Origin of the sequence: Pseudomonas izuensis, from assembly GCF_002356535.2 — a bacterium.
Lineage (GTDB): Bacteria > Pseudomonadota > Gammaproteobacteria > Pseudomonadales > Pseudomonadaceae > Aquipseudomonas > Aquipseudomonas izuensis.
On record NZ_AP017423.2, the window covers coordinates 1,504,647 to 1,517,310 of the forward strand.

Sequence of the window (12,664 nt, forward strand, 5' to 3'; positions counted from 1 at the left end):
GGCGCACTTTTTCGAGGGGACTGTCACTGTGTGGGAATTGGTCAAATCCGGCGGCTGGATGATGCTGCCGATCATCCTGAGTTCCATCGCGGCAATGGCGATCGTTGCCGAGCGCCTCTGGACCCTGCGGGCCAGCCGCGTGACCCCGGAGCACTTGCTGGGTCAGGTCTGGGTGTGGATCAAGGACAAAAAACTCAATAAAGAAAAACTCAAGGAACTGCGCGCCAACTCCCCGCTGGGCGAGATCCTGGCGGCGGGCCTGGCCAACTCCAGGCATGGTCGCGAGATCATGAAGGAGTGCATCGAAGAGGCCGCCGCCCGGGTGATCCACGAGCTGGAGCGCTATATCAACGCGCTGGGTACCATCGCCGCCATGGCGCCGTTGCTGGGTCTGCTGGGCACCGTGTTGGGCATGATCGACATCTTCAGTTCGTTCATGGGCACGGGCATGACGACCAACGCCGCAGTGTTGGCCGGCGGCATTTCCAAGGCCTTGATTACCACGGCTTCCGGCCTGATCGTTGGTATCCCGTCGGTGTTCTTCCACCGGTTTTTGCAACGGCGCATTGATGAACTCGTCGTAGGCATGGAGCAGGAAGCCATCAAGCTGGTTGAAGTGGTTCAGGGCGACCGTGACGTTGATCTGGCCGAGGGCAAAGCGTGAAGTTCCGTCGCAAACAGCGGGAGAACGTGGACATCAACCTCGTGTCGCTGATCGACGTGGTGTTTGTCCTGCTGCTGTTTTTCGTGGTGACCACCACGTTCACCCGTGAAACCCAGTTGCGTGTCGATCTGCCGGAAGCGGTCAGCGGTTCACCTGCCGAGGATCAGACCAAACAACTGGATATCGCCATCAGTGCTGACGGCGTGTTCTCGGTGAATAATCAGATTTTGCCGAAAAGTGATTTGGCGACCCTGATGGACGCGCTGCAGAAAGAGTCCAATGGCGATACCAGTCGACCGCTGTCCATCAGTGCCGACGGTAAATCCCAGCATCAGTCCGTGATCACCGCCATGGACGCTGCGGGCAAGCTCGGTTTCAGCCACTTGCGCATGACCACAGTCGAGGCGGCGCCGCCCGCGCCCTGATGGCCATGTCCGAACGCCTGCTCGCCGCGTGGTACCGGGGGCATCCGGCCCTGAAACTGCTGCAGCCACTGGAGTGGCTGTATCGACGCGTGGTCAACAACAAACGCAAGCGCTTCCTGGCGGGAGAAGGTGCAATCTATCAGCCGCCGGTGCCACTGATCGTGGTCGGAAACATCACGGTCGGCGGTACCGGCAAGACACCACTGATCTTGTGGATGATCCAGCATTGCCAGCGTAGCGGCTTGCGGGTCGGCGTGGTCAGTCGCGGTTATGGTGCTAAACCGCCACAATTGCCGTGGCGGGTCGAGGCGGATCAAAGCGCAGGCGTTGCCGGCGACGAACCGCTGTTGATCGTCCAGCGCACCGGCGTACCGTTGATGATCGACCCGGACCGCAGCCGCGCCGTCCAAGCCTTGCTGGCAAGCGAGCCGCTGGACCTCATTCTGTCCGATGATGGCATGCAGCATTACCGCCTGGCCCGGGATCTGGAGCTGGTGCTGATCGACGCTGCCCGTGGCCTGGGCAACCAGCGTTGCCTGCCTGCCGGGCCGTTGCGTGAACCGGTCGAGCGCCTGCAAAGTGTCGATGCGGTGCTTTATAACGGCGCCACGGCTGACCGTAGCGACGGTTTTGCCTTCCAGTTGCAACCGACGGCACTCATCAACCTGCGCAGCGGCGAACGACGTTCCCTCGAACACTTTCCCGCAGGCCAGGCGATGCATGCCGTGGCCGGGATCGGCAACCCCCGGCGTTTCTTCAAGACCCTCGAAACGCTACACTGGAAGCCAATCGCGCATCCATTCGCCGACCATGCCGAATACAGCGTGCAGGCCTTGAGTTTCACCCCGTCATTGCCGCTGGTGATGACTGAAAAGGACGCAGTGAAGTGCCGTGCTTTCGCCGCCGCCGATTGGTGGTACCTGGCGGTGGATGCTGTGCCGTCACCGGCTTTCGAGGCCTGGTTCGATACACAGTTGATGCGCCTGTTGCCGGCGCGTCTGTTGCCTTAAATCCGTTTTTATCCAGGGAATGTTCATGGACACCAAATTGCTCGACATCCTCGCTTGCCCGGTCTGCAAAGGCCCGCTCAAGCTCAGCGCCGACAAGACCGAGCTGATCAGCAAGGGCGCCGGCCTGGCGTACCCGATTCGCGACGGTATCCCGGTGATGCTCGAAACCGAAGCCCGCACCCTGACCACCGACGAGCGTCTGGATAAATGACCAAAGCCTTTACCGTTGTCATTCCTGCACGCTACGCCTCCACCCGTTTGCCGGGCAAACCGTTGCTGCTGATCGCCGGCAAGCCGATGATCCAGCACGTCTGGGAGCAGGCGAGCAAAAGCAGCGCCCAGCGCGTAGTGGTTGCGACTGACGATGCGCGCATCCTCGAGGCCTGCATCGGGTTTGGCGCTGAAGTCGTGATGACCCGCGAGGATCACAACTCCGGCACCGATCGCCTGGCGGAAGTCGCGGCGAAACTGGGTCTGGCGCCTGACGCCATCGTCGTTAACGTCCAGGGCGACGAACCGTTGATCCCGCCGAGCGTGATCGATCAAGTCGCCAACAACCTTGCAGCCCACACTGAGGCGCGCATGGCCACCCTGGCCGAGCCGATCGAAGACGTCGAAACCCTGTTCAATCCCAACGTGGTCAAGGTCGTCAGCGACCTCAATGGCCTGGCACTGACGTTCAGTCGCGCTACATTGCCATGGGCACGGGATGCCTTTGCCCAGAGTCGTGACCTGCTGCCGGAGGGCGTGCCGTACCGTCGCCACATCGGTATCTATTCCTACCGCGCCGGTTTCCTGCATGACTTCGTCAGCTGGGGCCCGTGCTGGTTGGAAAACACTGAATGCCTGGAGCAGCTACGGGCTCTCTGGCACGGCGTACGGATTCATGTCGCCGATGCGCTGATCGCGCCGCCGGCCGGTGTCGATACCGTTGAAGACCTTGAGCGCGTTCGTCGCCTGCTGGAGGCCTGATGCGGGTTCTGTTTGTCTGCTTGGGCAATATCTGCCGGTCACCCACCGCCGAGGGCGTGCTGCGACACAAACTTCGTGAGGTGGGCCTGGCCGATCAAGTCGAAGTCGCCTCCGCCGGTACCGGCGACTGGCACGTCGGCAAGGCGCCGGACAAGCGCAGCCAGGCTGCAGCGAAGCTGCGTGGCTACGACCTGTCGACCCAGCGCGCCCAGCAAGTGACTCGTGCCGATTTCGCCACATATGACCTGATTTTGGCGATGGACAACAGCAACCTGCGCAACCTCAAGGCTTTGCAACCGGACAAAGGCAAGGCCGAGCTGGACCTGTTCCTGCGCCGTTATCAGTCAGATGTCGATGAAGTGCCGGACCCGTACTACGACGGCGACCAGGGTTTCGAGCAGGTGCTGGACCTGATCGAGCGTGCGAGCGATTTGCTGGTGATCGAATTGAAGGGACGGTTATGAGTCTGCAGGTGCGCTCACAGGTTTCGCTCAAGCCGTACAACAGTTTTGGCGTGGACGTTCAGGCTCGCCTGTTTGCCGAGGCCCATAGCGATGCCGACGTGCGTGAGGCCTTGGCCTATGCACAGGCGCATGACGTGCCGCTATTGGTGATTGGCGGTGGCAGCAACTTGCTGTTGACGGCCGATATCCAGTCACTGGTGCTGCGCATGGCCACTCGCGGGATTCGCGTGGTGAGCGACGACGGCAACAAAGTGGTGATAGAAGCCGAGGCGGGCGAGCCATGGCACCCGTTCGTGCAACACACCCTGGTGCACGGGTTTTCAGGCCTGGAAAATCTCAGCCTGATCCCTGGCACCGTCGGTGCGGCGCCGATGCAGAACATCGGCGCCTACGGGGTCGAGATCAAGGACGTGTTCGCCGGCCTGACCGCCCTCGATCGCCAGAGTGGCGAGTTGCGCGAGTTCACCCTGGAAGAATGCAACTTCGCCTACCGTGACAGCCTGTTCAAACAGGAACCGGGACGCTGGTTGATCCTGCGCGTGCGTTTCATCCTCGACCGCACCGCACACCTGCATCTGGAATACGGCCCGGTGCGTCAGCGCCTGACCGATCAAGGCATCGAGCATCCGACGGCCAATGATGTCAGCCAAGCCATTTGCAGCATTCGCAACGAAAAACTTCCGGACCCTGCGGTACTGGGCAACGCCGGCAGTTTCTTCAAGAATCCCTTGGTGCCGGCGGCGCTGGTTGCACAGCTCAAAGGCGAGTACCCGGATCTGGTGGCCTACCCGCAGCCCGACGGACAGATGAAACTGGCTGCCGGATGGCTGATCGAACGGGCAGGGTGGAAAGGTTTCCGCGAAGCCGATGCCGGCGTGCATAAAATGCAGGCGCTGGTATTGGTTAACTACGGCGATGCCACCGGTCTGCAACTGCTGAATCTGGCGCAGCGCATCCAGAAAGACATTTCCGAGCGTTTCCATGTCGACCTGGAAATGGAGCCGAACCGGTATTGAAGCTAAGCTTTCAAGGTTCAACCCAAAGCCCTGCACTGATGAACAGTGCAGGGCTTTTTTGTTAATGCTGCGTTAACTTAGCGAGCTAACGATGCAAGGCATTTCCTCATCAAAGGCCCGGTGCAGACGGTTTCGTCGGCATAAGAGAGCCCCTTTAGCCTGAGCCGATCTGCGTGATGCCAACCGCCGATTTTCGGCGGCAGATTGCTCGACCCCATAACCCAATACTATGCGGGCGTGCCCATGATTACCCTGAAGCTCAATGGTCAAGACCATCAACTCGACGTCACCGAGGACATGCCCCTACTTTGGGCGATCCGTGACGTCGCCGGCTACAACGGCACCAAGTTCGGCTGCGGCATGGGCCTGTGCGGTGCCTGCACCATTCATATCGAAGGCGCTCCGGCGCGTAGTTGCATTACGCCGATCGGTTCCGTTGTCGGGCAGAACATCACCACCATCGACAACCTGCACGCCGACCCGGTCGGCAAAGTCGTGCAGCAAGCCTGGCTCGATACCGCCGTAGCCCAATGCGGTTACTGCCAGGGTGGGCAAATCATGTCCGCCACCGCATTGCTCAAGACCAATCCGAACCCAAGCGACGATCAGATCGAGGAGGCAATGGTCGGCAACATCTGCCGTTGCGGTACCTACAACCGCATCAAGATCGCCATCCGCCAGGCCTCCACTCACCTGAAGGAGGCCAAGGCATGAGCCGGTTACCGAATGATTTTGCCCTGAGCAACCTCAGCCGCCGTGGTTTCCTGAAAGGTGTAGGCGCGACCGGTGCCCTGGTAGTCGCCGCGAGCTGGGGCTGGCAAGACGTTTTTGCCGAAGAAAAAGAGAAGAAATTCGGCGCCGACGGCATGCCCAACGGTTGGGTCGATGACCCCAAGGTGTACGTCAGCATCGCCACTGATGGCACGGTGACCGTGGTTTGCAACCGCTCGGAAATGGGCCAGGGGGTACGCACCAGCCTGACCATGGTCGTGGCCGATGAGCTGGAAGCCGACTGGGCCCGGGTCAAAGTGCAGCAGGCGCCGGGCGACGAAGCCCGCTTCGGCAACCAGGACACCGACGGTTCGCGCAGCATGCGCCACTGGTATGAGCCGATGCGCCGTTGTGGTGCCGCCGCGCGGACCATGCTGGAACAGGCCGCTGCCGACCAGTGGCAAGTGCCGGTCGACGAATGCCACGCGCAACTGCATAAAGTCATTCACAAACCTTCCGGCCGTGAACTGGAGTATGGCGCCCTGGCCGCCGCTGCCAGCGCCCTGGCCGTGCCGGCGCGTGACAGTCTGCGGCTCAAGCAGCCATCGGAATTCCGCTACATCGGCAAGGAAGGCACCAAGGCCATCGACGGTGATGACATCGTCAACGGTCGTGCCGTGTATGGGGCCGACGTGCATTTCGACGGCATGCTGTTCGCCACCATTGCCCGGCCAGCGGTGTATGGCGGCAAGGTCAAGAGTTTCGATGCTTCGGCGGCGATGAAAGTCCCCGGCGTGGTCAAGGTTGTGCAGATCGAGAGCCGTCCGCTGCCGTCGGAGTTTCAGCCACTGGGCGGCGTCGCCGTGGTGGCCAACAATACCTGGGCGGCGATCAAGGGGCGCGAGGCACTGAAAATCGAATGGGATGACGGTGCCAATGCCAGTTACGACTCGATCGCCTACCGCAAGGAGCTGGAAGCGGCGTCCCTCAAACCGGGCAAAGTCGTGCGCAATACCGGCAACATCGACGAAGCCATGAGCAGCGCCGACAGCACGCTGGAAGCGTCCTACTACCTGCCGCATTTGTCTCAGTCGCCGATGGAGCCGATGGTCGCCATCGCCCGGTTCAAGGATGGCACGTGCGAAGCCTGGGGCCCGAGCCAGGCACCGCAAGTCACCCGCGAACGGATCGGCGAGCGCCTGGGCCTGCCATTCGACAACGTCACCTTCAATGTCACCTTGCTCGGCGGCGGTTTCGGTCGCAAGTCCAAGCCTGACTTCATCATCGAAGCGGCCATCCTGGCCAAGGAGTTCCCCGGAAAAGCGGTGCGCGTGCAATGGACCCGTGAAGACGACATCCATTGCTCGTATTTCCACACCGTGTCCGTCGAATACCTCAAAGCCAGCCTGAACAAGGATGGCCTGCCGTCCGGCTGGTTGCACCGTACGGTGGCACCGAGCATCACCGCGTTGTTTGCGCCGGGCATGAACCACGAAGCGGCCTTCGAGCTGGGTATGGGCTTCACCAACATGGCCTACGCCATTCCCAACATCCGCCTGGAAAACCCTGAAGCGGCCATCCATACCCGCGTGGGCTGGTACCGCTCGGTGTCGAACATCCCACATGGCTTCGCGATTCAAAGCTTCATCGACGAGTTGGCGCACAAGGCCAAGGAAGACCCGCTCAAGTACCAGATCAAGTTGCTCGGTCCGGACCGTCAGATCGATCCGCGTACCTTGAGTGAAGAGTGGAACTACGGCGAATCGCCCGAACGTTATCCGATCGACACCGCGCGGTTGCGCACAGTGCTGGAAACCGCCGCCAAAGCCGCCGGTTGGGGGCGTGAGTTGCCGAAGGGGCGAGGCCTTGGCCTGGCGGTGCATTACAGCTTCGTGACCTACGTGGCGGCGGTTATCGAGGTCGAAGTCAAAGACGATGGCACATTGATCGTACACAAGGCCGACATCGCTGTGGATTGCGGGCCGCAGATCAATCCCGAGCGGATCCGCGCACAGTTCGAGGGCGCCTGCGTCATGGGCCTGGGCAACGCGGTGCTGGGCGAGATCAGCTTCAAGGATGGCAAGGTCCAGCAGGACAACTTCCACATGTACGAGGTGGCGCGCATGTCTCTGGCGCCGAAGGAAGTCGCTGTGCATCTGGTCACGCCACCGGGCACGGTGCCCTTGGGGGGTGTCGGCGAGCCGGGTGTGCCACCGATTGCCCCGGCGCTGTGCAATGCGATCTTTGCCGCCACCGGCAAACGCATCCGCAACCTGCCGGTCCGTTACCAGCTGCAGGGCTGGAACAAGGCTGGGGCCTGATGGACAGCGTCGATCTGAATGTCCTGCGCAGCGTGCTGGAGTGGCGTCGCGCCGGTCAGGGGGTGGTGTTGTATAGCGTGGTCCAGACCTGGGGCACTGCGCCCCGGGCCCCTGGCGCCATGCTGGCGCTGCGCGAGGATGGCGTGGTGATTGGTTCGGTATCCGGTGGCTGTGTCGAGGATGACCTGATTGCGCGGTTGCACGATGGTCGTATTCCGGCCGACGGCCCGCCGGTGCAACTGATCACCTATGGAGTGAGCCGTGAGGAAGCGGCGCGCTTCGGTTTGCCCTGCGGTGGCACATTGCGGTTGACCGAGGAGCGCGTAGGCGACCCGGCATGGGTTGCCGAGCTGCTGGCGCGCTGTGAGGCTCATGAGATCGTGGCGCGTTCGCTGGATATCGCGACCGGTGAAGTGGTGTTGCAGCCGGCTAGCAAAACGGACGCGCTGGGGTTTGACGGGCAGACCTTGCGCGCAATCTACGGTCCGCGATGGCGTTTGCTGCTGATTGGTGCGGGGCAACTGTCACGTTATGTCGCCGAGATGGCCAGGCTGCTGGATTTTGAAGTGTTGATCTGTGATCCGCGCAGCGAATTCGTCTACGGCTGGGAGGCGCAGCATGGCCGATTTGTCTCCGGCATGCCCGACGAAGCGGTGTTGAACATCCAGACCGACGAACGCACGGCTATCGTCGCCCTGACCCATGACCCGCGCCTGGATGACATGGCGCTACTCACGGCCCTCGACTCCAGGGCTTTTTATGTCGGCGCGCTGGGCTCGCGGGTCAATAGCCAGAAACGCCGGGAAAACCTGGCTCAACTGGGCTTGTCGCCACAGGCCATCGAGCGGCTGCACGGTCCGATCGGCTTGCCTATCGGCAGTCATAGCCCGGCGGAAATCGCCTTGTCGCTGATGGCCGAGATTGTGGCGATCAAGAATGGCGTGGAGCTGAAGCAGAAAAAGACGTTGCGGGAGGGGGCATGAGTAAACCTATTGGTGTCATCGTTCTGGCCGCGGGGCAGGGCAGTCGGTTTCGACAGGTCGCGGGCGATGAAAAGGACAAGCTGCTGGCGGACTGTACGGGGCGTGATGGCGCTGTTCGCTCGGTGATCGAGCACGTGCTGGTGAATCTGCCGACTGAACTGGACAGGCGTGTACTGGTAACCACTGCGGATCGCCCGCAAGTCATCCGCATGGCCAAGGCCTATGGTTGCGAGATCGCGCTGGTCGAATCGACCGGAATGGGGGACAGCATTGCGGCCGGGGTAGCAACGTGTGCGCAGCTCAATGGCTGGCTGATGGTGCTGGGTGATATGCCGTTCATCCTGCCATCCAGTATTGAGCAGGTCACGGCGCAGGTAATGGATGACTGCATCAGCGTGCCGGTGCAGGAAGGCGATTACGGGCACCCGGTGGGTTTTGGACGCGACTTCGGCCCGGGATTGATGGCGTTGTCGGGTGATCGTGGGGCCAAGGCGTTGTTTGCCCAAGGGCGGGTCGTTGAAGTGGCGGTAGATGATCCCGGAGTGTTGTGGGATGTGGATGTGCCTGAAAAGCTGGTCTTCAAGTAGGCGCAAATCCAGTGTGGGAGCGAGCCTGCTCGCGAAAGCGGTTTAGCATTCAACATTAATGGAATCTGATTCACCGCTATCGCGAGCAGGCTCGCTCCCACAAGGGACTGATGTGCTTCAGACATAAAAAAGCCCCGCCTGGCTTTGCCAGGCGGGGCTTTTCAGTGGCTGATGGAATCAGGCGAGCGGTTTAGGCTCGTGTTCTTTTTCCTTGGCCTGTTCGTGTTGCTCTACCGCTTCCTGAACGGAGCGCGGGGCTTCGTGGATCACGGTTTCAGCGGGCTCGGCAGCGACTTCGGCAGCCGGGGCAGGTGCTGCCTCGACCACGTCAGCAACAACCGGTGCCGGCTCGGCAGCGACAACTTCTTCCGCCGGAGCAGCAGCGGCAGCCAGTTCGGCTTCCTTCTGCAGACGCTCGGCTTCACGCTTGCGACGACGCACTTCACGTGGATCGTTCGGCGCACGGCCGCTCGGCGTCAGGGCGCTGACAGGGGCGGTTTCGGCCACTGGAGCAGGCGCTTGGGCGACAACCGGCGCTTCGACTGCCGGAGCAGGTTCGGCAGCGGCAACCACTGGCTCGGAGACCATCGCTTCAGCCACTTCGGCTTCAGCGGCAGGTGCCGGTGCCTCGGCAACAGCTGGCTCGGCAACCCAGTTGAATGCCGTTTGCTCTTCGCGAACTTCGCGAACGGCTTCAGTCACGGTTTCGATCACAGGTTCTGCAGCCACGGCAGGTGCTTCGACGACGATGGCAGGCTCGGCGGCAGCTTCAACCACAGGCTGTACCTCAGGCGCTGCTGCCAGTTCGATTTCCGGCGATGCAGTGGCTTCAACCGGCGTTGTCGCTTCGACGACCGGTGTTTCGACCGGAGCCGTTTCCTGGGTAGCGGCAGTGGCGCGTTCGGCTTGCTCGTTGGCTTGTGCTTCGGCCGGAGCGCTGATCACGGAGCTGGCAACGGCTGCGGTAACAGCCAGGCCGGCGGCCAGATCGGCTGTGCTTGGTGCTTCGCTGCCTTCGCCGGACTCGGACTCATCCGAACCTTCGATGACGTTGCCATTGGCATCACGCTGACGCTCGCGACGGTTGCTGCGACGACGCTGGCCACGGGAACGACGGCGTGGGCGATCGCCTTCGGCGCCGTCCTGACCCTCTTCCTGCAGTTGCTCTTCGTTGGTTGGCAGTTCTTCTTCGGCAACGGCAGCTGCCGCTTGCTCGGCACGCGGTTGACGCTCTTCACGCGGTGGGCGTGGAGCACGTTCTTCGCGTGGCTGGCGGGCTGGGCGTTCTTCGGTAGCAGCAGCGGCAGCCGTAGCAGCGGCTGGAGTGGCATCCAGAGGTTCGCGCAGTTCGCGTACACGCTCTTCACGCTCGCCACGTGGCTTGCGATCTTCACGTGGAGCACGCGGTGCACGTTCTTCACGCGGTGGACGTGGAGCGCGTTCTTCACGAGCGACTGCTGGCGTTTCTTCGCGGACTTCGCGGACTTCGCGAGGCTGGCGCTCTTCGCGTGGTTCCCGTGGTGCGCGCTCTTCGCGCGGTGCACGTTCTTCGCGAGGCTTGCGCTCTTCATCGCGGCGACCATTACGGTTGCGGCTCTGCTGACGACCGGTGCGACGCTCTTCGTTGCGGGCAGGACGCTCGGCAGCCGGTTTTTCAACCACGACCGGAGCGGCAGGCTCTTCCTTGGAGGCGAACAGGCTGACCAGCGATTTCACCAGGCCTTTGAACAGGCTTGGCTCTGGCGCGGCGACCGGTGCGGCAACCGGAGCGACGACTTCGGTCGGAACCGGAGCATTGGCGCGGGCCGGAGCTGTCTTGACCGCGGCTTCCTGGCGAACCAGGGTGCGGGTCGCAGCGGCTGGCTGGACTTCTTCCACTTCGGCAGCGGCAGCGGCGATTTCGTAGCTGGACTGGTTGGTGGCGGCTTCCGGGCTGTCATCGCGCAGACGCTGAACTTCGAAATGCGGCGTTTCGAGGTGGTCGTTCGGCAGAATGACGATGCGGGCGCGGGTGCGCAGTTCGATCTTGGTGATCGAGTTGCGTTTTTCGTTGAGCAGGAACGCGGCCACCGGGATCGGCACCTGGGCGCGAACTTCGGCGGTGCGGTCTTTCAGGGCTTCTTCTTCGATCAGGCGCAGGATCGCCAGCGACAGCGATTCGACATCACGGATGATGCCGGTGCCGCTGCAGCGCGGGCAAACGATGCCGCTGCTTTCACCCAAGGATGGGCGCAGGCGCTGACGGGACATTTCCAGCAGGCCGAAGCGCGAGATACGGCCGACTTGCACGCGAGCGCGGTCGGCTTCCAGGCATTCGCGGACTTTCTCTTCCACGGCGCGCTGGTTCTTGGCAGGGGTCATGTCGATGAAGTCGATGACGATCAGGCCGCCGATGTCACGCAGGCGCAACTGACGGGCAATTTCTTCGGCGGCTTCAAGGTTGGTCTGCAGGGCGGTTTCTTCGATGTCGCTGCCTTTGGTGGCGCGCGCCGAGTTGATGTCGATGGACACCAGGGCTTCGGTCGGATCGATAACGATGGAGCCGCCGGAAGGCAGTTCGACGACGCGCTGGAAGGCGGTTTCGATCTGGCTTTCGATCTGGAAACGGTTGAACAGCGGAACGCTGTCTTCGTACAGCTTGATCTTGCTGGCGTACTGCGGCATGACCTGGCGGATGAAGGTCAGGGCTTCGTCCTGGGCTTCAACGCTGTCGATCAGCACTTCGCCGATGTCCTGGCGCAGGTAATCGCGGATGGCGCGGATGATCACGTTGCTTTCCTGGTAGATCAGGAATGGCGCGGAACGATCCAGCGACGCTTCTTTGATGGCGGTCCAGAGTTGCAGCAGGTAATCGAGGTCCCACTGCATTTCTTCGCTGCTGCGGCCCAGGCCGGCAGTGCGCACGATCAGACCCATGTCGGCCGGGGCAACCAGGCCGTTCAGGGCTTCGCGCAGTTCATTGCGCTCTTCGCCTTCGATGCGACGGGAGATGCCGCCGGCACGCGGGTTGTTCGGCATCAGTACCAGGTAACGACCGGCCAGGCTGATGAAAGTGGTCAGGGCTGCACCCTTGTTGCCACGTTCTTCTTTTTCGACCTGAACGATGACTTCCTGGCCTTCGCTCAGGACGTCCTTGATGTTGACGCGGCCTTCGGGGGCTTTCTTGAAGTATTCGCGGGAGATTTCTTTGAGGGGCAGGAAGCCGTGGCGCTCAGAGCCGAAATCGACAAAGGCAGCTTCAAGGCTTGGTTCGATGCGAGTGATCCGGCCTTTATAGATGTTGGCCTTCTTCTGCTCGCGTGCACCGGATTCGATGTCCAGGTCGTAGAGGCGCTGGCCATCTACCAGTGCAACACGCAACTCTTCGGGTTGAGTTGCGTTAATCAGCATTCTTTTCATGTAGTACCGTCGGTTTCCGGGCTGCCGGAAACGGCGTTCGGCACACACGACTTCTCACGGTCGGTGTCAGGTGCGTCGGGAGTGGTTGGCCATTCCCGTGTCCAGCGATGTC

General features: G+C 61.8%; 12 protein-coding genes. 11 read left to right on the forward strand and 1 reads right to left on the reverse strand.

Translation table 11 applies throughout. The annotated features are described in order from the left end of the window. Nucleotides 1-28: 28 nt before the first annotated feature. The 11 genes from LAB08_RS06805 to LAB08_RS06855 all read left to right on the forward strand — a co-directional run bounded on the left by LAB08_RS06805 (nt 29) and on the right by LAB08_RS06855 (nt 9,153). Complete coding sequence (locus tag LAB08_RS06805) at nt 29-664, forward strand: MotA/TolQ/ExbB proton channel family protein (protein WP_172901686.1); 636 nt, start codon at nt 29-31, stop codon at nt 662-664. Beyond that, nucleotides 661-1,089 carry an ExbD/TolR family protein gene (locus tag LAB08_RS06810; protein WP_096512932.1) on the forward strand — a complete coding sequence of 143 codons (429 nt, stop codon included), beginning with the start codon at nt 661-663 and terminating at the stop codon, nt 1,087-1,089. The genes LAB08_RS06805 and LAB08_RS06810 overlap by 4 nt, the downstream gene beginning before the upstream one ends. Beyond that, entirely contained in the window at nt 1,089-2,099 is a 1,011-nt protein-coding gene (lpxK, locus tag LAB08_RS06815) for a tetraacyldisaccharide 4'-kinase (protein ID WP_096512931.1), read from the forward strand. The genes LAB08_RS06810 and lpxK overlap by 1 nt, the downstream gene beginning before the upstream one ends. 25 nt (nt 2,100-2,124) lie before the next feature. Then, nucleotides 2,125-2,310: a Trm112 family protein gene (locus LAB08_RS06820; protein ID WP_007945752.1), complete on the forward strand. Its 186-nt coding sequence runs from the start codon at nt 2,125-2,127 to the stop codon at nt 2,308-2,310. Beyond that, a complete protein-coding gene (gene kdsB / locus LAB08_RS06825) occupies nt 2,307-3,071 on the forward strand; it encodes a 3-deoxy-manno-octulosonate cytidylyltransferase (RefSeq protein ID WP_096512930.1) in 765 nt (254 codons plus the stop codon). Before LAB08_RS06820 ends, kdsB begins: the two co-directional genes overlap by 4 nt. Beyond that, nucleotides 3,071-3,535, forward strand: coding sequence for a low molecular weight protein-tyrosine-phosphatase (locus LAB08_RS06830; RefSeq protein ID WP_096512929.1), 465 nt, complete (start codon nt 3,071-3,073; stop codon nt 3,533-3,535). The genes kdsB and LAB08_RS06830 overlap by 1 nt, the downstream gene beginning before the upstream one ends. Continuing rightward, nucleotides 3,532-4,551, forward strand: coding sequence for a UDP-N-acetylmuramate dehydrogenase (murB, locus tag LAB08_RS06835; protein WP_096512928.1), 1,020 nt, complete (start codon nt 3,532-3,534; stop codon nt 4,549-4,551). Before LAB08_RS06830 ends, murB begins: the two co-directional genes overlap by 4 nt. A 243-nt stretch (nt 4,552-4,794) precedes the next feature. Beyond that, nucleotides 4,795-5,265: a (2Fe-2S)-binding protein gene (locus LAB08_RS06840; RefSeq protein ID WP_096512927.1), complete on the forward strand. Its 471-nt coding sequence runs from the start codon at nt 4,795-4,797 to the stop codon at nt 5,263-5,265. Then, nucleotides 5,262-7,583, forward strand: a complete 2,322-nt coding sequence (locus LAB08_RS06845; protein WP_096512926.1) for a xanthine dehydrogenase family protein molybdopterin-binding subunit — start codon at nt 5,262-5,264, stop codon at nt 7,581-7,583. The genes LAB08_RS06840 and LAB08_RS06845 overlap by 4 nt, the downstream gene beginning before the upstream one ends. After that, nucleotides 7,583-8,566: an XdhC family protein gene (locus LAB08_RS06850; RefSeq protein WP_096512925.1), complete on the forward strand. Its 984-nt coding sequence runs from the start codon at nt 7,583-7,585 to the stop codon at nt 8,564-8,566. Before LAB08_RS06845 ends, LAB08_RS06850 begins: the two co-directional genes overlap by 1 nt. Beyond that, nucleotides 8,563-9,153, forward strand: a complete 591-nt coding sequence (locus tag LAB08_RS06855) for a nucleotidyltransferase family protein (protein ID WP_096512924.1) — start codon at nt 8,563-8,565, stop codon at nt 9,151-9,153. Before LAB08_RS06850 ends, LAB08_RS06855 begins: the two co-directional genes overlap by 4 nt. 177 nt (nt 9,154-9,330) lie before the next feature. Here LAB08_RS06855 and rne read toward each other — a convergent pair whose 3' ends face one another. Further along, nucleotides 9,331-12,552 carry a ribonuclease E gene (gene rne / locus LAB08_RS06860; protein ID WP_096512923.1) on the reverse strand — a complete coding sequence of 1,074 codons (3,222 nt, stop codon included), beginning with the start codon at nt 12,550-12,552 and terminating at the stop codon, nt 9,331-9,333. Between the last annotated feature and the right edge of the window lie 112 nt (nt 12,553-12,664).